This is a genomic window from Nostoc parmelioides FACHB-3921 (assembly GCF_014696625.1).
GTDB lineage: Bacteria > Cyanobacteriota > Cyanobacteriia > Cyanobacteriales > Nostocaceae > Trichormus > Trichormus parmelioides.
The window spans coordinates 18,751-42,961 of record NZ_JACJQL010000032.1 but is presented as its reverse complement, the minus strand read 5'-3'; the positions used below and the strand labels follow the sequence as shown (position 1 = coordinate 42,961).

21 protein-coding genes are annotated in these 24,211 nt (G+C 40.8%); 7 read left to right on the top strand and 14 right to left on the bottom strand.

Annotated features, from left to right (window positions below):
• The first annotated feature begins 1 nt into the window (after nucleotide 1).
• Nucleotides 2–1,498, top strand: coding sequence for a hybrid sensor histidine kinase/response regulator (locus H6G14_RS19785; RefSeq protein WP_190569025.1), 1,497 nt, complete (start codon nucleotides 2–4; stop codon nucleotides 1,496–1,498).
• Nucleotides 1,499–1,535: 37 nt separating this feature from the next.
• On the opposite strand, the gene H6G14_RS19780 is transcribed toward H6G14_RS19785, so the two are convergent.
• From H6G14_RS19780 to H6G14_RS34045, 4 genes are all read right to left on the bottom strand, one after another.
• Complete coding sequence (locus H6G14_RS19780; protein ID WP_190569024.1) at nucleotides 1,536–4,133, bottom strand: DUF3769 domain-containing protein; 2,598 nt, start codon at nucleotides 4,131–4,133, stop codon at nucleotides 1,536–1,538.
• Between the two features lie 174 nt (nucleotides 4,134–4,307).
• A complete protein-coding gene (locus tag H6G14_RS19775; protein ID WP_010995449.1) occupies nucleotides 4,308–4,424 on the bottom strand; it encodes a photosystem II reaction center protein I in 117 nt (38 codons plus the stop codon).
• A 315-nt stretch (nucleotides 4,425–4,739) separates the two neighbouring features.
• Entirely contained in the window at nucleotides 4,740–5,435 is a 696-nt protein-coding gene (locus tag H6G14_RS19770) for an acyltransferase (protein WP_190569023.1), read from the bottom strand.
• Nucleotides 5,436–6,067: 632 nt separating this feature from the next.
• Nucleotides 6,068–6,196: a hypothetical protein gene (locus tag H6G14_RS34045; protein WP_255449162.1), complete on the bottom strand. Its 129-nt coding sequence runs from the start codon at nucleotides 6,194–6,196 to the stop codon at nucleotides 6,068–6,070.
• Nucleotides 6,197–6,907: 711 nt separating this feature from the next.
• On the opposite strand from H6G14_RS34045, the gene H6G14_RS19765 reads away from it, so the two are divergent.
• The 3 genes from H6G14_RS19765 (at nucleotide 6,908) to glgP (ending at nucleotide 10,229) form a co-directional block, all read left to right on the top strand.
• Entirely contained in the window at nucleotides 6,908–7,087 is a 180-nt protein-coding gene (locus tag H6G14_RS19765; protein ID WP_190569022.1) for a hypothetical protein, read from the top strand.
• Complete coding sequence (locus tag H6G14_RS19760; protein ID WP_190569021.1) at nucleotides 7,078–7,404, top strand: hypothetical protein; 327 nt, start codon at nucleotides 7,078–7,080, stop codon at nucleotides 7,402–7,404. Before H6G14_RS19765 ends, H6G14_RS19760 begins: the two co-directional genes overlap by 10 nt.
• Before the next feature lie 260 nt (nucleotides 7,405–7,664).
• Complete coding sequence (gene glgP / locus H6G14_RS19755; protein WP_190569020.1) at nucleotides 7,665–10,229, top strand: alpha-glucan family phosphorylase; 2,565 nt, start codon at nucleotides 7,665–7,667, stop codon at nucleotides 10,227–10,229.
• Nucleotides 10,230–10,248: 19 nt separating this feature from the next.
• On the opposite strand, the gene H6G14_RS19750 is transcribed toward glgP, so the two are convergent.
• Together H6G14_RS19750 and H6G14_RS19745 are read right to left on the bottom strand one after the other, a co-directional pair.
• Complete coding sequence (locus H6G14_RS19750; RefSeq protein ID WP_190569019.1) at nucleotides 10,249–10,989, bottom strand: DUF429 domain-containing protein; 741 nt, start codon at nucleotides 10,987–10,989, stop codon at nucleotides 10,249–10,251.
• 269 nt (nucleotides 10,990–11,258) lie between these two features.
• Nucleotides 11,259–11,849 (bottom strand): PEP-CTERM sorting domain-containing protein, encoded by a 591-nt coding sequence (locus tag H6G14_RS19745; protein WP_190569018.1) that lies wholly within the window; start codon nucleotides 11,847–11,849, stop codon nucleotides 11,259–11,261.
• A gap of 399 nt (nucleotides 11,850–12,248) precedes the next feature.
• Here H6G14_RS19745 and H6G14_RS19740 point away from each other — a divergent pair, with 399 nt between their 5' ends.
• Nucleotides 12,249–13,103: a DUF72 domain-containing protein gene (locus tag H6G14_RS19740; protein WP_190569017.1), complete on the top strand. Its 855-nt coding sequence runs from the start codon at nucleotides 12,249–12,251 to the stop codon at nucleotides 13,101–13,103.
• Nucleotides 13,104–13,213: 110 nt separating this feature from the next.
• Here H6G14_RS19740 and H6G14_RS19735 read toward each other — a convergent pair whose 3' ends face one another.
• Both H6G14_RS19735 and H6G14_RS19730 read right to left on the bottom strand, forming a co-directional pair.
• Complete coding sequence (locus tag H6G14_RS19735; RefSeq protein WP_190569016.1) at nucleotides 13,214–13,960, bottom strand: DsbA family protein; 747 nt, start codon at nucleotides 13,958–13,960, stop codon at nucleotides 13,214–13,216.
• A gap of 94 nt (nucleotides 13,961–14,054) precedes the next feature.
• A complete protein-coding gene (locus H6G14_RS19730; protein WP_190569015.1) occupies nucleotides 14,055–14,915 on the bottom strand; it encodes a rhodanese-like domain-containing protein in 861 nt (286 codons plus the stop codon).
• A 217-nt stretch (nucleotides 14,916–15,132) separates the two neighbouring features.
• Between H6G14_RS19730 and H6G14_RS19725 the strand changes: the two genes are divergently transcribed.
• Entirely contained in the window at nucleotides 15,133–16,479 is a 1,347-nt protein-coding gene (locus H6G14_RS19725) for a DUF697 domain-containing protein (RefSeq protein WP_190569014.1), read from the top strand.
• Between the two features lie 332 nt (nucleotides 16,480–16,811).
• Nucleotides 16,812–17,090 (top strand): Calvin cycle protein CP12, encoded by a 279-nt coding sequence (locus H6G14_RS19720; RefSeq protein WP_011321179.1) that lies wholly within the window; start codon nucleotides 16,812–16,814, stop codon nucleotides 17,088–17,090.
• A gap of 210 nt (nucleotides 17,091–17,300) precedes the next feature.
• Here H6G14_RS19720 and H6G14_RS19715 read toward each other — a convergent pair whose 3' ends face one another.
• From H6G14_RS19715 to pstS, 6 genes are all read right to left on the bottom strand, one after another.
• Entirely contained in the window at nucleotides 17,301–18,119 is an 819-nt protein-coding gene (locus H6G14_RS19715; RefSeq protein WP_190569013.1) for a TlyA family RNA methyltransferase, read from the bottom strand.
• Nucleotides 18,120–18,212: 93 nt separating this feature from the next.
• Nucleotides 18,213–18,998 carry a phosphate ABC transporter ATP-binding protein gene (locus H6G14_RS19710; RefSeq protein WP_190569012.1) on the bottom strand — a complete coding sequence of 262 codons (786 nt, stop codon included), beginning with the start codon at nucleotides 18,996–18,998 and terminating at the stop codon, nucleotides 18,213–18,215.
• A gap of 753 nt (nucleotides 18,999–19,751) precedes the next feature.
• A complete protein-coding gene (gene pstB / locus H6G14_RS19705; protein WP_190569011.1) occupies nucleotides 19,752–20,534 on the bottom strand; it encodes a phosphate ABC transporter ATP-binding protein PstB in 783 nt (260 codons plus the stop codon).
• A gap of 330 nt (nucleotides 20,535–20,864) precedes the next feature.
• Entirely contained in the window at nucleotides 20,865–21,746 is an 882-nt protein-coding gene (gene pstA, locus H6G14_RS19700; RefSeq protein WP_190569010.1) for a phosphate ABC transporter permease PstA, read from the bottom strand.
• Between the two features lie 36 nt (nucleotides 21,747–21,782).
• Nucleotides 21,783–22,751, bottom strand: a complete 969-nt coding sequence (gene pstC, locus H6G14_RS19695; RefSeq protein ID WP_422394087.1) for a phosphate ABC transporter permease subunit PstC — start codon at nucleotides 22,749–22,751, stop codon at nucleotides 21,783–21,785.
• A gap of 96 nt (nucleotides 22,752–22,847) precedes the next feature.
• Nucleotides 22,848–23,891 carry a phosphate ABC transporter substrate-binding protein PstS gene (gene pstS, locus H6G14_RS19690; protein ID WP_190569008.1) on the bottom strand — a complete coding sequence of 348 codons (1,044 nt, stop codon included), beginning with the start codon at nucleotides 23,889–23,891 and terminating at the stop codon, nucleotides 22,848–22,850.
• Nucleotides 23,892–24,211 lie beyond the last annotated feature (320 nt).

Genomic DNA, 24,211 nt, shown 5'->3' with positions numbered 1-24,211 from the left:
AATGGAGCCAGTCAAAATTTTAGTCGTTGAAGATGAAGTGATCGTAGCTAGAACCATTGCTAGCCAACTGAATCAACTAGGTTATATTGTTATCGGTACAGCCTCTTCTGGAAAAGCGGCGATCGCTAAAGCAATAGAGACTAGGCCAGAACTAGTTTTCATGGATATTATCCTCAAAGGTGAAATCGATGGTATCACCACCGCCAGTTACATTCGGGAACATTTAGATATTCCAGTGATATTTTTAACGGCGTATGGTGATGATAATACTATACAAAGGGCAAAGATCACTCAACCATTTGGGTATATTGTCAAACCATTTACCTCTAAAGACTTGCGTATTTCTATTGAAATGGGTTTGCTGAAACATCGCTTGGAAAGGGACATAAGAGAAAATCGTGACCGGTTAGCAACCCTTTTAAACTCAATTAGTGATGCTGTTATCGCCACTGATGAGTTTGGAAACGTCACATTTATGAACCCAGCCGCCGAGGAAATTACTGGTTGGCATCAAGCAGATGCTATCGGACATGAAGTATCCCGGATTTTTAATATCATCGATGAAGTTACAGAAAATGTTTTAGAAAATCCAGTTACAAAAGTTCTCAGAGAACAAAAAGTAGTTTATTTAGATGAATATACATCTTTGATTACCAAAGATGGCAGAAGGGTACCTATCGGTGATAGTGCTTCACCCATCATGGGACTACCAAACAAAATTAACGGTGTGGTAATTGTTTTTTGGGATCTCAGTGAACGAAGACAAACAGAATTACTAGAGCAAGCGCTGCAAAAAGAACGAGAACTGAATAATCTTAAATCCTTATTTATCTCTACTGTCTCTCACGAATTTCGCAATCCTTTGAGTGTAATTCAAACAGCAATAGAACTGATAGAGTTGCACGGACAAAATTTAACTGAAACCAAAAAAAGCACATACATAAAGAGAATTAAAGGCGCTGTGCAATCCATGAAGTTACTCATGGAAGATGTCCTGTTTATGGGGAAGTCTGAAGCGGCAAAGCTTGAGTGTAACCCTGTACTCTTGGATTTAAAGGCATATTGTCAAGAGTTAATAGAAGAATTCACGTCTGTAGAAATTAGCGGACATGAAATTATTTTCACTTGTAGTAATGAAACTACAAATGCGTTCATGGATGAACGACTATTGCATTACATATTTGTGAACTTACTTTCTAATGCCGTCAAGTATTCCCCCAAAAATGAAACTATTAGGTTTGACTTAACTTGTGATCAAACTAAGGGCGTAGCAATTTTTCGGATTCAAGACGAAGGTATTGGTATTCCTATTGCAGATCAAACCCATCTATTTGAATCATTTTATCGAGCGTCTAATTCTCAATCAATTCAGGGTACTGGGCTAGGTTTAGTGATAGTTAAAAGATGCGTTGAAGCCCACAAAGGAGAAATTGCTTTTAGCTCTCAAGAAGGTACTGGGACTACGTTTACAATTACTTTACCTTTAAATTATCAATAGTCAGTTGTCAGTTGTTGATCAAAAAAGGTAGTCTCCACTACTGACTCACACCACCGACAACTGGCCTAACTTCCGAAAATGGATCTGCACCGCCAGTCCAGTTAAAGTCACTAATTCGGATGCTAAAAGCGCCTAATTCCAGTACCGGATTGTAGCGCAAGGTGATTCCGTAAGTGCGTCGGCTATATTCAACAATGTAGTCCGTGCTACTTTCTTTACCAGTATCTAAGTTAATTGATGTTTGAAAACCTAAACGCCAAGGGCCGTAAATTTGTTGGGAAATGCCAGCACTGAGTACTCTTTCATCAACGTAGCGGTCAAACAAAAAGGGTGATAGTCCACTGGTTAAACCTTGGGAATAACGGACGTTAAAAGCTGTGTAGTCAAGGAAGGGGCGAGAAAAATGGCCAAGCTGCCCTACTAAGCCAACTGTGCCAGTCAGGCTGCTTTGGTTGTCGCCATTGGTGTAATAGCTAGAAGTACCAGTAATACCGGCGATCGCCTGTAAATAGGGAACTACAGGAGTAGCTGTATATCTTAAACCTTCTGTGGCTGTGGGTGGTAGTGGTTTTCCTTGCCATAGTAAAAACCCTTTACTCAAGGCGGCGCTACCTTGTAGACGACCAAGAGAGACTCGATCATTGGTTCTGATGGGATCTAGCAAGTCTTGACGGTCAGTGTTGGCGTTGATATATTGCGCGCCGGCTTGATAGCTGAGGTTAATTCCAGAGTTCCCTAGAGGAATAACTGGAGAGGTAATCACACCGCCCAAACTGCTTTGGACAGTTTGAAAGCCAAGTGTACCGTTATAGAGGCGATCGCGGTAACTATATTCCCAATTCACCACATGAGGATTGCGATCGCCTAAGGCTTGGCGTAAACGCAAACTCGCCTTTAAATTCTCGTCTATTTCGTCGAAATTAAAACTAGTGAGTTCTCCAATACCTTCCAGTACAGATCGAGTACCTAAAACAGAATTTAATCTGGCTTTGACACCAAATAACCCCGTCACATCATCACTGTCTTGTATGGCTTTCTGGACGAAAAACTGGGGTGTGATCTGCAAATTAGTACTATCTGTACTAATAGGTGTAAAACCGCGCTCAATAAAAACACCACCCCGCTTATCGCCATCATAGCCAGGAGAGACGATAAAGGGTGTGGCATCCCGTTCTCGACGGTCGATTTTCTGTTGATTTATGGGGATTGGTAAGGTCAATCCTTGGTCAAAGACTAAGCGCTGTCGCTGTGTGGTGACCCGATCAACTAAAGGGGCTTCCCGCGTTACGGTGACTGTATCTGCCCGTAACTCTAATTCTGGGGGTGAAAATGGATCATTTGTCAAGCGCACATTTCGCGCTTGCCAACCACGGGGATAAAACTCAATTTGCTCGGCTTCAAACCTAATACGCTTCACCTCACCCCCGGCTTTGGGAGGAGGAAGATTACTAGCTTGGCTCCCGCCACCAAATGTAAACTCAATGCCACCGGGGCTACTAACATTAGAGAGGGGTTGATTGGTGCGGATAGAATTGCTTGGTGCTTGTTGTGGAACGCCACCAGCTGTCACATCAGTGGGTAAAAAGGCAAAATCTCTCGATGCTGAGGGTACGTTAATTTCACCGCTTCCGTTTTCTAATTCCCCAGTGTCTTGGACAAAATTATAAGTAAAGCGTTGTCCTCGTAATAGTTGATCCCCTCTAGTTAAAACTACATCTCCCTCTCCTGCCGCAATCAAGTTATCTAAATTAACCTGCACGCGATCGGCATCCAGTAGCGCCCCATCAAACCGTACTAATACATTACCTTCGGCAGTAATAATGCGTCTTTGCTCATCATACTCCTGCCGATCTGAAGTCACTTCCACAATTCTTTGTCGGATGGGTAGTGTGTTGTTGGGTGTAGCAGGTGTTCTAGTTGGTATTGGTGACTGTGCTTGTAAGCTAACAGGTGGTGTGATGGTTTGTATTAATAGTTTATTTAATGAGTTACGCGACTTAAACTCAATAACATTTTGAATTGGTTGATTATTAACTACTGGGTCACTATCAGATACAGAGATATTAATTTTGTCCCCAGTCTGTTGTACAGTAACCTCGTCTTTCTGTTCTTGCTTAGTCAATGGCGAGGCGATTAGTTTTGTTTGAGGGGATACATCTGGCGGAATTGTCGCTGTAGGGAAGACTGGGGAATTAGTGGCTGTCTTGTTTTGGACAGATTGAGGAATTGTCGCTGTAGGGAAGACTGGGGAATTAGTGCTTGTATTGTTTTGGACAGAATAACCAATTGCCAAGGTTTGTCCTAAATTAACAGCGCTACTAGAAGGGGTAAGGGGAGAAAATTCTGAAGTGAAGATTTCTGGTGTACTGGGTTTGGCCAGAACAGGAGTTGCAATTAAACGATCTGTTTTATTGCTGGTGGGTCTTGGTAACTGCAAAGAATCTTCTGTTTTCTCTACAGTTGAACTTTGCAACTGTTTTTCTAGGGGTTTGGCGGTCTCTAGTTTGTTTTGCTTAGTGGTATCAATCTCACTCACTAAATGAAATCGACTATCACTAGCAGATGGGGTGGAATTTGCAGGTTGTATAGGTTCAACAAGGGAAGGCGGTGCAGGCGGCAGAACTGGATGAAGCATATTGGGACACAATCAACCTAACAAATAGCCAATTAATAGCCGGAATGAATTCACCTGTGCTTGAGTAAACTCCCTGAGGGAGACACTACACTGCAAAGGAAAATCTTTGACAGGTAGTGTTTTTCAGTCTGGTGTTTTCTAACTTCCGGCGCTCACGGATCAATTGTCTCGCTTTTACTCTAAATCCCGACGACCGGGGTTACGAGCTGGGTCATTAGACAAAAATCCGAAGACAAAGATAGCCACAAAGAAAGCAACAACAATATAAACAGCGATTTTTAAAGTGAGCATCTGCGATATCTCCAAAAGGTAGAGCTTCGTCCTCAGTATCTGCCATGCAGAAAAGGTAGTTTCTTTATATTACCCGCATCTCGTTACTTTTTGAGAGTGCCGCAGTGGTCGTTAAGACCATGTTTAGTTTCCTTAGGTAATGCTCAGTTTTTTCTGACCCAGTGGATGACCCTGAATAAGATTTAGTTGTTAACTAGTTCATCTTGTGACGTTTTCTTCAGCCGGAGGTTTCCTATTTTGAGGATAAATTGGTAAAAGTTAGGAATTATATCGATTTCGTTAATTGGTAATTGCTTCTTCCTTTGATACCCATCCCTAATCTCCAGATGCAACTAAATCCTGGGCAACACGGCTTTTAATTACTCGTGCAGGTGCGCCTACAGCTACGGAGAATGGGGGAATATCTTTGGTGACAACTGCCCCTGCGCCAATGACACTTCCTTTACCAATAGTCACACCATCCAATACTGTGACTCCATGTCCTAACCAACAATCATCCTCAATCACAATCCCTTTACGAGTCACACCTTGGTATTTGATCGGTAATATCGGGTCTGTAAAGTTGTGATTGTTGGCATATATACCGGAATGAGCAGCAATCATACAACGCTTACCAATTGTGATGTCTCCTGGCCCAGAAATACAAACATCAGAAGCAATGAAAGTTTCCACGTCAATGTGAATACACGTATTTTCCAGACAACCTATATCAACGTTGCGCTCAATTGCCACTCCATCTGCCAAATAAATTTTATTATTTGGATGCCCTTTCGCATCAAGACGTACACCTTTGAATAGATGCACACTATTGCCAATTTCAATACTAGAAGCGTTGGTAAATTCTACTCCATGTTGAATATATACAGGGCTGCCTATGCGGGCAAAAATCATTCGATATACGAGATTCCTTAATTTTGGGCCTAGCAGTAGTGTGGGAATATTACCGAAAACAGTGATTGCCAAAAGTTCCTGAAATCGCTGTAATTTCGCCGAATATCTCTGATGATTCATGATTAAGTTATCCGATAAATATTGTGAACAATGTGGCTGGTGTGTTGGATATGTATCTTTGGTTATGTAGTGCCAATTATCCTGATATTTATCCAGGCTAATTTTAGTGAGTATTGATCCATAAATACCCACTATGCTGGATATAATTCCCAGTATTTTTAAACCAAAATCCAGGTTTATAACATCTGTAATTCTTCCAAGATATGACAGAATAAATCTGCCGTTTTTCTGCATTCGATTTGATTAGCTGCGTTGCTGGCAACAACACACCTTGGTGGTATTTATCAATCAATCTTTCCAAGATTGTTGCTATTGTTATCTCCGACTAAACAAAAGCTAATGCTCAGATAATTACAGTGTCAAAACTCAGATTATTAAATTATGAGTTGATCTAGCTTGAGACAGACTAATTTCACTACTGTTAGACAATAGCAACAGATGGCTATAGTTATTTTTAGTCTGACATCCGCTATAGATGTAGCGAATTATTTTTCACAACCCGATTAAACAAGCTTTCGTCAACTCAACTACATTTTGCCCAGACTAAATAAAATTTTTGAGGGAATTTGTCTAGATATCAAAATGTAATTTGTGTTGAATAATACTTGGTATTCTACTGGAATATAACCAAGTTATGGTGGAGTATCTCCAACTTCAGCCATCACATTAAAATTCACCATCGGTGCAAACAAGTAAGCGCTTCCCCGATTGCTATGGCGACTCTCCGGCAACGAATTTTTAGAGTATGCTGCTCTCATCATGTTGCACACTGATGATTTACGAACTAACCTAATCACGTTTATAATCACATGAATGGTTTTTAATAATAATTGCTCACCAGCATAACACATTTTATTGTTTGTGGATCAACCGCAAGAAATAGTTTATTCAATGTTATTGAATTGTAATAAATTTGATGTGTTGTTAATAACGAAAATGAGTTTTATGTAAACAAAGCCACATATTTATAGTTAAGTTTCTCATGCCACTTACTGGTATTCTTGTCAGAAGATACCATGAAATATATCCGGAAAAAAGTAAATTGATATTTGGGGTTGAAGCAAATATTAAATCAAGATAAATTTAGCCATAAAAACCAATATATAAAATCGTGGTAGCGAAGTTTACTGTTTAATATTGAATGTTTTTGTTGCAGAAATATTTTTGGTTTTCGGTCTAATGTATATTAGATTTCACTGTATTATAATCAAACTACTAAGTAAAGCGATCGCTAGATATACAAGTCAGATGTGATTTATATTGGCTGTGGCATAGATAGGCGTGGTTATGTAGATAGGGATGAGTGAAAAGTCCTGATGGGGCTGTACTTAATTTTTGTCAAAAATGAAATTAAATATAGGTTCTATTTACCAAATTTGCATTAAGTCAGATTAAGAGACAATTTTGGATAAATCACTGGCAAATGCAACACACAATACTTTTTTAATTGTCAATACTAAAAATAGCCGAAAATGTGCAAATCCCCCAATCAGGTGAGCCAGTTGGGGGATGTGTTTTGGCTGTCAGTTGTTGTAGATTTTGGAAACAGTCCCGATATACTTCCCATTGTTCAACGTTCTACGATCGCCCAAAAATTGGCAGTATCAGGTATTACTATAAACTTACACGGTTGGCACGGATTATGGTTTTAATTCAGGATATCGCCCAACAAGCTTTAAATACTGGTTATTTGAGTATTGCTGATCAAAACCAAATTCAAGTGCTGCTAAAAACAAACTTTGATTCAGAAGATGTAGATGCGTTGATCATCTTACAACGGGCGATCGCCTCTGGTAAGGTCAAGCAGGAATTACCCCGCCATAAATCCTACACATCTAACAATAGCAGAGACAAGAAGTCTAATATTAAACTTGCTTATCAGATAGCCGCAGAGATGACGTTTGCCGCCGCAGTCGCGCTGACGATGCCCAAAAATTCACCAGATCAGCCTTCCCTTGGTACTAATTAGATCACCGACTGCTTTGAAGAAGTCGGTGATCTACAATAATCTTTAAGAGAATCTGGAGATTTTCACACCTGAGATACAAGTTTTTCCACCCAGTTATCTAATAAAAAGACTGATGACACGAAGTTTAGCAGGTATAGACGGAAAGATTTCCATTCCTTAACAAAGTCATGGCAATTTTACAAACATAGTATAAAGAATTGGCAACATTGGGGAAAGACAGTGAACAATATCCATAGCTAAACTGGGAGCTTTGCTAACCTATGCAGCCGATTCGTACATTCAATGTTTCTCCTTCCTTGCCGCCGCGACTTGAGCCGTTGCGGCGACTGGCGTATAATTTGCACTGGGATTGGAACGTTGAGACTAAAGATTTATTTCGTCGCTTAGACCCAGATTTGTGGGAATCTAGCCACCACAATCCCGTACTAATGCTGGGTACAATCAGTCAAGGGCGGCTTTTGGAAGTCGTGGAAGATGAAGGCTTCCTGGCACAGTTGGATCGTGCTAACCGTCAATTAGATGACTACTTACAAGAACGTAGCTGGTATCGCAAACAGCGCAATCAGCAGCCAAAGGAATGTTACGCCTATTTTTCGGCTGAATTTGGGCTGGTAGATTGTCTACCCGTTTATTCCGGTGGTTTGGGTGTTCTGGCAGGGGATCATCTGAAATCAGCTAGTGATTTAGGTCTACCATTGGTTGGTGTGGGTTTACTATACCAGCAAGGTTACTTTGCTCAGTATCTCAATGCCGACGGCTGGCAGCAAGAACGTTACCCGATTAACGATTTCTACAATATGACCTTGCACCTAGAACGCAATCCTGATGGTTCAGAATTGCAGATTGCGGTGGATTACCCCGGACGCAAGGTGTATGCGAGAGTTTGGCGGGTACAGGTGGGAACAGTTCCCTTGTATATGCTGGACACGAATATTGAACCGAATAACCCCTACGACCACGACATCACAGACCAACTCTATGGTGGTGATATCGATATGCGTATCCACCAAGAAATTATGTTGGGTATTGGTGGTGTGCAGATGTTGAAGGCTTTGGGTTATGAAGTCACGGCTTACCACATGAATGAAGGTCACGCCGCCTTCTCAGCCCTAGAACGTATCCGCTTGTTAATTCAAGAAGAGGGGTTGAGTTACGCGGAAGCTAAACAGGTGGTGAGTTCCAGTAACATCTTTACAACCCATACACCAGTACCGGCAGGAATCGACTTATTTCCTCCTGACAAGATTCTGTATTACCTTGGTTATTATGCAGACATCTTTGGCTTACCCAAAGAGCAATTTTTAGGGTTGGGGCGAGAAAATACAGGTGATTTATCTGGGCCGTTCAGTATGGCGGTGCTGGCGTTGAAGATGGCAACATTTTCTAACGGTGTAGCCCAGTTACACGGTGTGGTTTCCCGGCAAATGTTCCAAGGTTTGTGGAAAAAGGTTCCTGTTGAGGAAGTACCAATTGCGGCAATTACCAACGGTGTTCATGCCCGTAGTTGCGTTGCCAAATCAACTCAGGAATTATACGATCGCTACTTGGGGCCAAATTGGTCATCAGCACCACCAGACAACCAATTGTGGGAACGGATGGATGCAATTCCTGATGAGGAGTTGTGGCGGAATCACGAACGATGTCGCTTGGACATGATACTGTATGTGCGTGACCATTTGGTTAAACACCTGCGCGATCGCGGTGCTTCTGCTTCCGAAATTTTCCAAGCCCAGGAAGTTCTAGACCCCAACGTATTAACTATTGGCTTTGCCCGTCGTTTTGCCACCTATAAACGCGCTACTCTGTGGATGCGCGATGTGGAACGGATTAAACGCATCTTATTAGGTAACAAAGACCGCAAGGTACAATTTGTCATCGCTGGGAAAGCCCACCCCAAAGACATTCCAGGGAAAGAACTTATCCGCGAAATTAATCACTTTATCCGCGAACAACACTTAGAAAAACAAATAGTGTTTGTTCCCAACTACGATATCCATATTTCCCGGTTGATGGTTGCTGGTTGCGATATTTGGTTAAACACACCCCGCCGTCCCAGAGAAGCATCTGGTACAAGTGGAATGAAAGCCGCCATGAATGGCTTACCTAACCTGAGTGTGTTAGATGGTTGGTGGGATGAAGCCGATTACGTCCGCACAGGCTGGGCGATTGGACATGGGGAAAATTACGAAGATCCCAACTACCAGGATGAAGTAGAAGCCAATGCGCTCTATGATTTACTGGAAAAAGAAGTCGTACCCTTATTTTACGACCACCGCGATATCGATGGTTTACCCAGACCTTGGGTTGCCAAAATGAAAGATGCTATTCGGTTAAACTGTCCCTTCTTTAATACAGCGCGGATGGTCAGGGAATATGCTCAACGGGCTTATTTCCCAGCAAGCGATCGCTATCATACTTTAACATCTGATAATTATGCCCCAGCTAAAGAATTAGCAGATTGGAAAGCCAAACTTACTGACCACTGGTTTAACATCAAAATCAAAGACATCGATGTATCCGCAGGCGCAGATATTGAAGTTAATCAAACCGTTGCTGTCAAAGCCAAAGTAGACTTGACAACATTAAACAATGATGATGTGCAAGTTGAGCTATATCAAGGTTCCATTGATGCCAATGGCGATATTGTCAACGCTGTACCTGTAGTCATGGATTACCAAGGACAGGATACTGATAGTTTGAGTGTTTATACGGCTAATATCCTTTATACCACCTCCGGTTTACAAGGCTTATCCTTGCGCGTATTGCCAAAACACCCACACTTGTCTAGTCCTTATGAACCCAGGTTGATTGCTTGGGCGGAGTAAAACAAAACAGTGCTGGGAATTACAATTCAGGACTCAGCACTGATTTGGGGATGACAATGTAACCAGTAGTGCGATCGCCTAATACTAAGTTACGTTGTTCTCCCCAATACCACCAATGTGCAGCTACGTAAGCACAAATTAAGCTATCTAGCTTGTCTTCGGCGGCTTTCAGTTCTGCACCTGTGTGGGGAATCTCACCAAGAGACAACTTTTTTACACTCAAAGTAGGCTCAAGGGTGGGGAGGATTTCCACAATATATTGATAAAGTTTGATTAATTCTAAGCGGCGCTCATTGATGCGCCCTTTTTTATATTTAAGTATGCGTTCTAAGTTAAATAGGTGAACTATCGCCGGATGAGGAAAAACTTCTATTTGATATCTGCCTAATTTTTGCGCTTCTATTGTAGGCGCATGGATAAAACCGCGAGATTCTAATTCTAAGCCAAAATTTATAGTCCGTTCTGCAAAAGCTAGACTTTGGTTGGCGGGGTAACAACCGGCGTGATATTTACCGAAATACTTATGGGTGAGTTTGTCAGGGAGACGACTTCCCGTCAAGTTAGGTATAAGAGTGGGTGCATCTACGCCAATGATGGCGGGTTCTTCTGGTTGCACCAAGGTATCAATCCAGGCGAAAATGTGAGCGATCGCATCTTGACGATCTAAATCAACTATCTCTAACTTACCCTCAATTAATTGTAAGCAGCACAAGCCACTTGGTTGAGACTTCCAACCTAAATCGATACCAATAAATTTCATGATGATAAATTTTGAAGTCTGCTTATTCTCCCATTTTTTTGGATAGCTTCTATTCCCTGTTCACTGCTGTAAATATATTGCTCGTAAGAAATCAGCGTGTTACTGAGATGGTTTCTGGCAAACTTCCTGAAGGTGTAGTTAATAAAAATGCTTGGAAAGTCAGTAAATTGCTTTAAAAGGTTTGTCTATATTTTTCCAGTAACACGCTTTTAATAAATGATTTGTTGCACTTTCAAGACTTAAAAACTCAGCCTAAAAAACATAAATTTCTAACAAGATACTTGCTTTTTCTTCTTCGACATTGAACCTAGACCCAATGTACCAAATGCCAGTAAACCTAAAATAGCGGTAGGTTCAGGGACTGAGGATACTTGAATCGCACCAGAATTTTGATCTAGTGTGATTGAGGTTCCTGCTTGATCAACATCCTGACGTAATGTCAAAGAATTGCCAACCGTTCCCGAAAAGAAATATTCTCCAATTACACCAGTTCCACCGCCTATGTTCAAGGGGCCAAACAATGTCTGACTAGAAGTATCAAAGTTAAAAGCAAAGAAGTTAGATGCTGATACTCCACCACTGACAGTGTTATAAGTTCCCAAAAGATTATTAGATGGATCGAAGAAAGAGACACTCAGGGATTCTAAAACATTGGTGGCTCCACTACCACTTTCGGAAATGATTGTTGGTGCAGTAGCTTCGTCGTAACTGAATGAACCTGTTGCAGAATAACCACCATCACCTAGCCAGTTAAAGTTGAAATCAGCAGCTTGAGCCTGGTTGTTTACACCAGCCACAATTGTCATAGTAGCTGCACTGGTTGCAGCGATCGCCGCAATCTTGGTGAAAATACTTTTCATGTTTATGACTCCAAACTTGATAGACACAATTAATGCCTGAATTTAAGGAACAACCTTATTCTGAAGATTGACCATGCCTACTCTTTCAAACTTTTCAAAAAAGCACAAGGACAGTTAGAGTATTTAGGAAAAAAGTCAATAAACCTTCATATAACAGCTTAATTGCTTAATATTAGATTCATAATGTGTTTTTAGATACTTATATCTGATATAGAACTCATACTTGATTTTTGAAATACACTTAGGGTGGGCAATGCCCACCGGCTCAAATTATCTCAGTCTGATCAATTCAGCCAAAAGCATCTATTTTCTGTCAATAGCCTACCTTTAGCCCCCAATCCCTTCTAATATTAAGTATGTGAACTCAATATTTTCTCGTGGACTGTTTTGCCAAAGCTTGTGAACTTCTCCATTGGTTGTGCTGTTTGGGCTTATAAGGGTTGGGTAGGCGAACTTTATCCCCAAGGAAGTCGTGCTGGGGAATTTCTTCACCTTTACAGTCGTCGCTTTACTACGGTAGAAGGTAATACTACTTTCTACGCAATACCAAATCAAGAAACTGTCAGCCGTTGGGCAAAAGAAACACCACCAGGCTTTGAGTTTTGTTTGAAATTACCACGGGATATTACCCATCAAGGTTTATTAAAACCCCATATTCCCGCCGCTTTAAAATTTCTGGAGGGGATGCAGCCTTTGGGTAAGCGTCTTGGCCCTATATTTGCCCAGTTACCGCCAAGTTATGCACCAGCATTAATTGACGATTTGGTGAGTTTTTTGGAAGCTTGGCCGCGCACAACAGCACCCCTAGCCTTAGAAGTCAGACATCCTGACTGGTTTCGAGAACCCCATACAAGTAATTTGACACAGCTTTTAGAAACTCTGGGCGTGGGAAGGGTACTACTGGATTCACGCCCAATCTACACGGGAGATGATGACCCCCAGTTACAATCAGAACGACGTAAACCGAAATTACCGTTACAATTTAGCGTAACTGCACCTTTTAGCCTGATTAGGTTTATTTCCCATCCTAATTTGGCGGTGAATCAACCATTTATGGAAGAGTGGGTGCAACAGATTCAACAATGGTTACAAGCAGGGACAAGAATCTACTTCTTTGTTCATTGTCCCATAGAAGAGCGATCGCCTAACACTGCCCGTCACTTCCAAAAACTATTAGAACACAACGGTTTACCAGTCCCACCGCTACCGTGGAATCATCTGGATTATCCACCTAATCAATTAAATCTTTGGTAACTTTGAGGGTGTAAGGGTGTAAGTAAAAGAACTAAAAATTGAAATCGATATCCCAGCCATTCAACAAAGATTAGAGTTTTATTCACACCCCTACACCCCTATACCCCTAATTAACTAGCCTCAGCCAATTTGTTTTCTATTTCTGATAACTCTATGCCACCAGAGAAATTTTTACTATTCATGATGAAGAAAGGTGTGCCAGCAATAGCTAACTTTTGAGCGATTTGGATATCTTTACTAATTGCAGCATCAGCAAGCAGGCGATCGCTGTTAAACTTTTCTAAGTCCAGATTGAGTTTTTTGGCAATATCTAAATACAAAGTTTCACCAAGTTGCTTTTGATTAGTAAACAAAGCATCGTGATATTCCCAGAACTTACCTTGCTGAGTTGCTGCCCAAGCTGCTTTAGCTGCTGGCATAGCTTCATTATGAATAGGTATCAAAGGTAGATGTTTATAAACTAAGGTTATTTCACCCGGATGCTTGGCTAGTAACTGTTTCAATGTGTCATGGGCTTTCGCACAGTAAGGACATTGAAAATCAGAAAATTCTACGACTACCGCCTTTGATTGAGTGGCGTTGGTAGTAGGAGAATCGCCAATTACCGCTTGTGGATTAGTTTTTAAATCTTGAAGAAATGCCTGGCGTATTTGATTTACTTGCTCTTGTTGTTGCTGCTGGTAAACTTGAACAGAATCAATAATTACGTCTGGATGTTCGCGGAGAATTTGTAAAACCTGTTCTTCTAGTTTGGGACTGATGCGGCTGGCTGCTTGTACTGGCAAAGACCAACTTAAAACTAGGCACAATAGACCAACTATCACCCAATTACGTAGATCCTGAAATAATTGACGCATAAAAACATCTGGGAGAAAACAACACTTCCCCAGTATTCCCTGGAATTCTGCAAAGTAATAGATTTGTTGCAAAAATGCAAAATTTAAGAAATCATTACAAATCAATTACTTGACTATCTATCGGTAAAGAAAAGTCACGCGACCACTCATTCCAAGAGCCAAAATAATTCCTAGCAGCAATTCCCACTTCATGGAGAGCCATAATTGTATTAGCAGCCCTAGAGCCTTTAAAGCAGTAGACATATACAGTAGACTCGGAAGTAATACCGACGGATTGACAAATGTCTAAGATTTCTGATAGGGAACGGAACATGGGGATTCCCGCTTCGGATTTCATGAAAAGATGCCATTCCAACCAGATAGCGTTGGGGATTCGTCCTTTGCGGGGACAAAAATCAGCACCGTAGGGAGAAGAACTCAGTCCTTGCCATTCGGGGCGATCGCGCACATCTAATTTTATAATGGCTGGATTGTCCACTGCCTCTAACATCTGGCTTGTCGTCACTATCATCTCAGCTTGGGGACGTAATCTAAAGATACTGCTATCCCCTTCAGGAACTTCATCGGTGGTGGGTAAACCAGCAGCCAGCCAAGCTTGATATCCTCCATGTAAAACAGATACTTGAGGACAACCCAAATACTTGAGTAAAAAAGCAGATCGACAAGATTGTCCATAGCCTCTATTGAACGCATCTTCATAGACAATTATTCTCTCCCCCCCAGATATTCCCAGATTGCTCATAATTTGTGCAAAATATTCTTGCAAGTTCTTTAAGCCAGTAGGAGAAGAATCTTCTAAAAGATAAGTGAAAAAATCTCGAATATTGACAGCTTCAGGAATGTGAGCAACTGCATAATCTTCTGGAGCGCGTGTATCGATAATAACGGTTTTAAATGACTTTAGTGCTAATAAAGACGTGAGTTCTTGAGGAGTGATGAGGAGTTTTGTATTCACGCTTTCATACTTCTGTTATCGTGCTATTGGGCATTATCGCGCCCAGTTAATTTGCACTTTGAAGTAAAAATAACCGAAAAACAAGATCCCCGACTTCTTGGAGAAGTCGGGGATCTGGACACCTGGAATTCTCGCAATTTAATCACCTGATCAACAATACAGACAGGTTCGGAATTAGATCAAAATAGAAATGTAACTTGTTGTTTATCCTAACCCCGTGCGTAATCTCCAAGAAACTCATTTAAACCGCGCCCGTGCCAGCTTGAGACAAGCACTGTCTTGGTATGGATATCTTCGTAAATCGGGGCATTTATCATCTAACCCAGAGTTGGCTGGTTTGGTGAAACCAGAAATTGAAGCTTTAAACTCCACACTGAACAAGTTGGACTCAAATGTGATTAGAATTGCGGCTTTTGGTTTGGTGAGTCGCGGTAAGTCGGCGGTGTTAAATGCTTTATTGGGAAGCAAGATTTTGCAAACTGGCCCCCTCAATGGTGTGACTCAATGGCCGCGTTCTGTGCGCTGGCAGCCAGGGGGCAAGGTGATAGTGGAGTTAATTGATACCCCAGGACTGGATGAGATTCAGGGTGAGTCTCGCGCACAAATGGCGCGGGATGTGGTGCGTCAAGCTGACTTAATTTTATTTGTGGTGTCTGGAGATATTACCCGGACTGAATATCAAGCACTCCTGGAATTACGACAGGCACAGAAACCACTAATTTTGGTGTTTAACAAAATTGACTTATATCCAGATACAGACCAGGCGGCAATTTATCAAAATTTACAACAACTAGGCGCAGGAAACCCCCAAGCCAAGCCTTTATTACCTGACGAAATTGTCATGGTGGCGGCGGAACCTGCACCGATGGAGGTGCGAGTTGAGTGGCCTGATGGCCGGGTGAGTTATGAATGGGAAACTCCGCTACCCCAGGTAGACGAACTTAAGCAGACCATTTTAAATATTCTCAACCGAGAAGGCCGATCGCTCCTAGCTTTAAATGCCTTGATTCAAGCACGGGACGCAGAAGCAGCGATCGCTCAAAAAACTATTGACATCCGCCAACAAGAGGCGGAAGATATCATCTGGCAATTTACTAAATACAAAGCCCTAGCTGTCGGACTAAATCCCATTGCCTTTTTTGATATCTTGGGCGGAACCGTGGCTGATTTGGCTTTAATTCGCTCTCTGGCGCGGTTATATGGTTTGCCTATAACTAGCTACGAAGCCGGAAAAATTTTAAAAACAATCTTCATCAGTTCCGGTGGCTTATTGCTGGGAGAATTGGGTAGTAGCTTTTTATTAGGATTAGGTAAAAGTGCTGCGGCTTTAACTAGTGGCGATAATCCTACAAATGTTACTGCCTTTGCTGGTAGTGCGATCGCTCAAGCCGGAATTGCCGGTTATGGAGCTTATTCTGTCGGTAAAGCTGCCCAAGTGTATCTGGAAAAAGGCTGCACTTGGGGGCAGTTAGGCGCTAGTACTGTGATTACAGAAATCTTATCTCAAGTTGACCAAAATACAATTCTGTATCGGCTGCAACAAGAATTAGGCATGAAATATTGAGAATAAATAAATAATATTGCCCTAATTATTACTATTGTTGAGAAATTGTCAATTTCCATCAAATTCCTCTGATAAACGTGTTCAAATGCGATTTTCAGAGGCAACATAAAAGATATAGCAGTTATTTGCTAATAGTCCAGTTAGCACAGCACTTATACCTGTTTCCATTCAAGATGAAAAGAGAGGAATTCCCAATAAGATTGGCTCACAAAATGGCGGTGTTCACCACTACAATCTTGGGAAAGCCTATCTAAACTGGAAATATCTGCTCTGAAATCAGTTAACTGTTAACTGTTAACAGTCACAGCGTAGTCATAAAAAGGCGAAAAACCATGACAATGACCTTCAATGTAGCCCCAGCAGCCGCAAACTCCGACAACAACGGGACTACAAATTTAGAAAAAGCCATCCTCGCAGCGATCGCTGAAGCTCGTAATACTTGCGAACAAAACGGTGATGGTTCTCCCAACTGCGCCGTAGCTTGGGATATTGTGGAAGAATTACAAGCTGAAAAGTCTCATCAACAGCAAGCACAAAAACGTAAAAATTCTCTAGAAAGTTTCTGTGACCTCCATCCAGAAGCATTAGAATGTCTGATTTATGATGTTTAATTAATGCTAAAGATTGGAAATTTTGGATTTGAAATTGTCATTCAATCCAAAATCGCCAATCTCAAAATTACCCTACATTTTGTGTTGACAGTTAACGGTTAACAGTTAACAGTTAACTGTCAACAAACCATATAAGCGACTATGTAATTTGTAGCGGCTAATCGTAAAACATAATTACCAATTAGCCATTACCAATTTCTTGATAAATATTTAGCCCGACTTGATATCAGTCATGGCAGATTTAGTAACTTGTTGAATAGCATTTAGATCTGGTGATGGCGTTTCGCTTTCCATGCTTAACCATAAAAGATATTCAATATTTCCCGCCGGGCCAGTAATGGGTGACCAAGTTAAACCCTTATACTTCCACCCTAATTTATCAGCCACTTGCCACACCTGAAAAATAGCATCAGCTTGGTCATGGGGATCGCGAACAACGCCTTTTTTACCCACACGAGATTTTCCCACTTCAAACTGTGGCTTAACTAATAGCACGGCTTCTCGTGGGTGTTGAGTTAATTGCCATAAAGCTGGCAAAATCTTAGTTAAAGAAATAAAAGAAACATCCACCACCGCCAAATCGGGAATAGCATCCCCATCACCATATAAATCCTCAGGTTGCAATTGCCGTAAATTGGTACGTTCGCGCAAAATCACCTGAGGATTGTTTCGTAAACCCCAATCAGTTTGCCCGTAACCTACATCGATACCGTAAACTAGCTTTGCCCCAGCTTGGAGTAAACAATCAGTAAAACCACCCGTAGATATACCTCCATCCAAGCAAACACGACCGTTTACAGAGATGGCGAATAATTCCAAACCCTTAGCCAGTTTCTCACCACCACGGGAAACAAAGCGCGATCGCTCTTTAATTTTAATCTGAGATGCAACATCCACCTCTGTCCCCGGTTTATCAATTACCTGTTCATTAACGGTCACTTCCCCCGCCTGAATTAGCCTCTGTGCTAAAGTGCGAGAATTACATAAATTTAACTCTACTAATAAATTATCTAATCGCTGTTTAGCCAAATTTACCTTCCGCAAATATTCTGGAAATACTAATAATATCAATTCTGGCTAATTACTTACCTTATTCTTAACCTCGTCGCAGGCTATTACAAATTACCCAAGTCTGCTTAAAACATATTCACGAGTGCGAGAATCATGAGGGCTGTTAAATATTTTCTTAGTTAGACCAAATTCCACTAATTGACCAATTCGACTTTCATTGCCTTTAAAAAATGCAGTGAAATCTGATACACGACTAACCTGAGGTAAATTATGGCTGACTATCACCATCGTTAATTCAGAACGAAGACGTAAACTCTGAATTAAACTTTCTACTTTCATACTAGCTATAGGGTCAAGACCAAAACAAGGCTCATCCATTAACAAAACTTTTGGCTTAACTGCTAAAGCACGAGCAATACAAAGTCGCTGTTGTTGACCACCAGAAAGGTCTAAGGCGGATTTGTGTATTTTATGTTTTATTTCATCCCACAGATCAGCATCTTTAAGCGCGGATTCTACAATATCATCTATTTCTAATTTTGGTCGCCATCCAACTATTTTCACTCCATAAGCCACATTATCATAAACACTCATGGGGAAAAGATTCGGTTTGGGATGTACCATACTTACTTGTCGGCGTAGCCGATTCAAGTTAACTCGACGCTCATAAATATTTTGATTAAAAAACTCTACCCTGCCTTCTACACGCACTTCTGACTCTAGTTCATTCATCCGATTGAGACATTTAAGAAAGGTAGATTTTCCACAACCACTAGGGCCAATAATAGCAGTTACTTTGCTTTGATATATCTCCATAGACACCCCCTCAAGTATTTTTTGGGTGTCATAATAAAAGCTGAGATTGTTGACTTTGATGGCTGGAATTAGTTTACTCATAACAAGGCTGGCAATAAATATTGACTCGACAAAGTAGTAGAAATCAGTGCTGTTGTTTCACGATTTGTGAAGCCAATATTGAATAGTCATGCTTCCAGATGGGGAAGACTAGTATTCATTTATAGCTAGATAGCAGTATTTGTATTTATCAAACAAATATTTGCATCACAATTATTTCCCAAAGATATGTGGTATGATTCTATCAAGTCAAAATCAAGCAGTTAGCAACCATAACTAAACTTACACTTACTCATGAGTTTAAGACGAGGTAATTTTTTGTTTATCGTTTGAAATTATCTCATTCCTGTACCCCAATATCAGGAAGTATATTACTTTTGTTGTCGAAAGACTGAAAATACTAGTGTATACACTGAGTAAATCTTCTTTTGACACTCTGATAAATGGTAATAATTAATTCATGAGACAGATATGTAATGCAATACTTGCTTAGTCATTTATATCTCTGTATTTTACGAAGTATATAATAATTACTATTTTATAAGATATATTAAAAGTCTTGGTGAACTCGTTTGCTGATCAGCGATAAAGTTTACCAAGACTTTATAATATTCAGATACAAGAAGTTTACCCAAGAAACTAATTGATCGTTTTCATAAATATTAGGACTTATGCAATTGTCATAATCAAACTAACTGTAGGGTGCGTCAGACCCACTAATTTCGTACAACAAATTTAGAAATTTTCCACATCTGACGCACCCTACTTTTTTTGGTGTTCGCTAAATACTTCACTTTAACCAAAGCGACCGGAAACATAATCGCGGGTACGAGAATCGAGGGGGTTGCTAAAGATTTGAGTAGTTACACCAAATTCCACCATTTGACCAATACGACTTTCATCAGTACTAAAAAAAGCTGTAAAATCAGATACACGAGTTGCTTGCTGCATATTATGTGTGACGATCGCAATGGTCAATTCTGAGCGTAAACTATGAATCAGTTCCTCAACTTTCATCGTAGCGATGGGGTCTAGTGCGGAACAAGGCTCATCCATTAACAGAACTTTTGGCTTAATTGCTAAAGCACGCGCAATACAAAGCCGTTGCTGTTGACCTCCAGAAAGCCCTAAAGCTGACTTGTTTAGCTTATCTTTAACTTCTTGCCATAAAGCTGCACCCTTGAGGGCAGATTCAACAATTTCATCTAAATCTGCTTGTGGTAATTTAGCAGATATTCTCACACCATAAGCCACATTTTCATAAATGCTCATGGGGAAGGGATTAGGTCTTTGAAACACCATACCAATTTGGCGGCGTAATCTATTAATGTTAATACGCGGGTCATAAATATTTTGACCAAAAAAATCAACAATTCCTTCTACTTTGACTGGGCCTTCTAATTCGCTAATCCGGTTGAGAGTTTTGATAAAAGTTGATTTACCACAACCACTAGGGCCGATAATTGCTGTTACTTTATTGCGGTAAATATCCATTGAAATTCCTTCAATGGCTTTCGATGTATTGTAATAAAAGCTCAGGTCTTTAACTTTAATAGCAGGGATTAATTGTTGATTCATATGTTTTGAATTAGATCAAGTTAAATAATTTACTTTATACCAATTTTAGTTGAGGCTGCACATAATATAAAATCCGTTGATTTATTGGGAGAAGTTAGGTTTAAAACTTCGCCCCTTGTGGGCGATAGCTCCCCTGCTCTCTCGCTCCCTTGGTTGAAGCCGAACTACGTTCCGCTTCGCTAACACCCCTTGTGGGTGGTTTTTCTCCCCTGCTCCCTGCTCCCCTGCTTTTTTACCCGCGTTTCTCCGCGTACATCTGCGTTCAATTATTTTCGGCATATCATGCTATTTAGCTTCATATTAATTTTGTATTAGTTTGGTTTAGATTTTTTATTTAATCTTTTTCTTACGAGTAACTAAACGGGAAAGCAAACTAACGCTCAAAACTAAACCAAGTAAAATGATAGAAGTTGTCCAGACTAGTTGATTTTTTTCAGGGTTAGGATCGTTATAAAGGTTGTAAATTAAGACTGGTAAGGAAGCTGTGGGGCCGAGTAATCCGGCTGACCAATCTAGACTAAATAAAGCTGTAAAAATTAGGGGTGCTGTTTCACCAGCAGCGCGGGCTACAGCTAGTAAAATACCTGTGGTAATTGCGGGTACAGCAGCAGTGACAACGATACGGAGAGTAGTTTGAAAGCGTGTTCCTCCCAAAGCTGCTGAGGCGAGGCGTTGGTCTATGGGAATAAGTTTGAGGGCTTCTTCGGTAGTCAGAGCGATAATAGGTAACATAATTGTGGCTAAGGCGAATCCACCAGCGATCGCGCTAAATTGTTTAGTAGCCAAAACTATCAAACCATAAGCGAAGATCCCAACAACAATTGAGGGAACACCAGTCAGGATACTAACGATAAAGCGGACAAAGCGAGCTAACGGACTAGTTTGGCCAAATTCTGCTAAAAATATGCCCGTGAGTAATCCTATCGGAATACTGAATAAAGAGCCAAGAGCGACAACTGTCATGGTTCCTAAAATGGCGTTCCCAAATCCGTTATCGATGACAGATTTAACGAACATTTCCGTTTTTAAACCGATGATTCCTCGTGTAATAATTTCCCAAAGAATCGAAAATAAAGGAATTAATGCAAATGCAGAGAATGCAAAAGCGATCGCATTCATGGCATAAGTAAATAAAAGTCTTCTTGGTGGTAGAGGACTGCATAATTCTGAGGCTAGAAGTTGATCAATTTCTGATGGCTGGGAATTGGTCATATTGTTGACTGATGACTGATGACTGTTAACTGTTGATTATTTATTTTTACTACCAACCCACTGCACCAATAACCTAGCGCCAATATTTACCGCTAGAGTGACAGCAAATAAGACTAAACCTAAATAACATAAAGCGCCAATATGCAGTCCTGGTTGTGCTTCGGCAAATTCATTAGCTAATACAGAAGGAATTGTATAAGCTGGATCAAGTAAGGAAAGACTAATTTGCGCTGAGTTGCCAATCACCATCGTTACAGCCATTGTTTCGCCTAAAGCTCTGCCTAAAGCCAGCATGGCTGCACTGACAATTCCCGAAAATCCCGCAGGTAACAATACCCGAAAAATTGTTTCCCAACGAGTACCACCCAAAGCCATAGAAGCACTGCGTAATTCTTTAGGGATGGCTCGCAATACATCACGACTAATTGCTGCCATTGTTGGCAAAATCATAATGGCTAAAATAATCCCAGCCGTTAACATATTTGTGCCAACTGGAAATTCGGAATTAAATAATGGTATCCATTTAAAATTATTGGCTAGCCACTGTTGCACAGGTTCTAAAACCGGAATAAAAATAAAAATTCCCCACAAACCAATGATGACGCTGGGGATAGCAGCAATTAACTCAATAACAAAAGCTAAAGTTGTTTGTATCGATGGTGGTAGAAAGTTTTCACTAGTGACTAAGGCAACAGCTATACTCACAGGGACTGCGAAAAAAATAGCGATCGCACTACTTACCAAAGTGCCGTAAATATAAGGTAATGCTCCGAAAATCTCATTAGCTGTATCCCAATCTTGACCCCAGAGAAAACCAATACCGAACTTATCTATGGCTGGTTTAGCTTCGAGAAAGATAATCCAACTCATCACAAATAATACAGCAACGGCGATCGCTGCAAAGACATATACTAACCATGTGAATCCTTTGTCTAACCAAAAATTTGCGCCATCATTAGCTGTTAATCCGAGATTTTCATTATTGGGTGGATCTAAATTTGTCATGTAAATTTCAGCAATTATATTCATCAATATTTTGGGACTCGTAAGGGTGGACATATAGCCCACCCAACTTAGAAAAACCAGGATCAAAATTCCCGACTATGGTTTGACGTTGTTATTGACTGTTTGCAACACGCGATTAGCTACAGCATCAGGAATTCTGGTGTAATTAAGGTCATCATTAAATTGTTGACCGTCTTTTAGAACCCAGTTGATCCACTTTTTGATAGCTTGAGATTTAGCAGCATCAGCATACTGTCTATAAATCATCATCCAGGTGAGTCCCACAATGGGATATCCTTGGGCTGGATCTCCTACAAAAACGCGGAAATTATCTGGAAAAGTGACAGCTGATAAAGCAGCGTTAGCAGATTGGAGAGAAGGCGCTACAAATTCCCCTCTTCTGTTTTGAATCTGGGCTGATCTGAGTCTATTTTGGGTAGCATAGGCATATTCTACGTAACCAATAGAGCCAGGAGTCCGGGCTATTAAAGCCGCTACACCAGGATTTCCTCTACCTCTGAGGACGTTTGGCAAAGTCCATTTGGGTGCCGTGTTAGCACCAATTCTGCCTCGGAAATAGGGACTGATAGAACTCAGGTGGTTTGTGAAAATGAAGGTTGTACCACTACTATCAGCACGCACAGCAAATCTAATAGGCTGGTTTGGCAGATTTACACCAGGATTATCAGCTCTAATTTTGGCATCGTTCCAGTTTGTAATTTGACCAGAAAAAATTGCTGGTAGTGTAGTACGGGATAATCTCAGATTGTTGACACCCGGAACGTTATAGACGACAGAAACAGCACCACCGGCTGTGGGAACAAGGATGACACCATTTTTGACTCTAGCAATTTCAGCATCTGTCATTGCTGCATCACTACCGCCAAAGTCAACAGTTCCAGCAATTGTTTGCCGAATACCACCACCACTACCAATTGCTTGGTAGTTAATTCTCAGTTCTGGATGCTTCTTTCTAACTTCACGAGCATACCGTTCGTATAATGGAGCAGGAAAAGTCGCTCCTGCACCGTTGAGAGTTTGAGCTTGAGCGATCGCTGTAAAAATAGGAGTAACAACAACAGCAGATGTTACCACAGCAGTAGTAAATACACGCTGTAAAACGGTGGTGGAAAAATTCATATTACCTCGTAACGTAGCGATTACTTTCGACTTTCATCACAGCAATCAAAAGGTTATATTTATTACCTTTAATTCAAGTTAAGTCTAGGTAAACAAGAAGTTAAGATATATTTAAACTATGCAATTTTACTCTCTATGTTTTTGAATAAACTTTTGACATAATTATTGGCAGCGATGATACGTAAAATTTCAGTGCTTACGGAAAAGGAGCAAATCTAATTATTCGGATGTCCAAAAATAAATAAACCCAGCAGGAGGTAAAGCAGCAGACCACTTGCTGGGAAGGCACGGTATATTCTCGCCATGTTTGATCGGGGTAG

Coding starts and splice junctions, on each gene's coding strand:
- H6G14_RS19785 (WP_190569025.1), top strand. CDS start 2: ATGGAGCCAGTCAAAATTTTAGTCGTTGAAGATGAAGTGATCGTAGCT.
- H6G14_RS19780 (WP_190569024.1), bottom strand. CDS start 4,133: ATGCTTCATCCAGTTCTGCCGCCTGCACCGCCTTCCCTTGTTGAACCT.
- H6G14_RS19775 (WP_010995449.1), bottom strand. CDS start 4,424: ATGCTCACTTTAAAAATCGCTGTTTATATTGTTGTTGCTTTCTTTGTG.
- H6G14_RS19770 (WP_190569023.1), bottom strand. CDS start 5,435: ATGAATCATCAGAGATATTCGGCGAAATTACAGCGATTTCAGGAACTT.
- H6G14_RS34045 (WP_255449162.1), bottom strand. CDS start 6,196: ATGATGAGAGCAGCATACTCTAAAAATTCGTTGCCGGAGAGTCGCCAT.
- H6G14_RS19765 (WP_190569022.1), top strand. CDS start 6,908: ATGTGCAAATCCCCCAATCAGGTGAGCCAGTTGGGGGATGTGTTTTGG.
- H6G14_RS19760 (WP_190569021.1), top strand. CDS start 7,078: ATGGTTTTAATTCAGGATATCGCCCAACAAGCTTTAAATACTGGTTAT.
- glgP (WP_190569020.1), top strand. CDS start 7,665: ATGCAGCCGATTCGTACATTCAATGTTTCTCCTTCCTTGCCGCCGCGA.
- H6G14_RS19750 (WP_190569019.1), bottom strand. CDS start 10,989: ATGAAATTTATTGGTATCGATTTAGGTTGGAAGTCTCAACCAAGTGGC.
- H6G14_RS19745 (WP_190569018.1), bottom strand. CDS start 11,849: ATGAAAAGTATTTTCACCAAGATTGCGGCGATCGCTGCAACCAGTGCA.
- H6G14_RS19735 (WP_190569016.1), bottom strand. CDS start 13,960: ATGCGTCAATTATTTCAGGATCTACGTAATTGGGTGATAGTTGGTCTA.
- H6G14_RS19720 (WP_011321179.1), top strand. CDS start 16,812: ATGACAATGACCTTCAATGTAGCCCCAGCAGCCGCAAACTCCGACAAC.
- H6G14_RS19710 (WP_190569012.1), bottom strand. CDS start 18,998: ATGAGTAAACTAATTCCAGCCATCAAAGTCAACAATCTCAGCTTTTAT.
- pstB (WP_190569011.1), bottom strand. CDS start 20,534: ATGAATCAACAATTAATCCCTGCTATTAAAGTTAAAGACCTGAGCTTT.
- pstA (WP_190569010.1), bottom strand. CDS start 21,746: ATGACCAATTCCCAGCCATCAGAAATTGATCAACTTCTAGCCTCAGAA.
- pstC (WP_422394087.1), bottom strand. CDS start 22,751: ATGACAAATTTAGATCCACCCAATAATGAAAATCTCGGATTAACAGCT.
- pstS (WP_190569008.1), bottom strand. CDS start 23,891: ATGAATTTTTCCACCACCGTTTTACAGCGTGTATTTACTACTGCTGTG.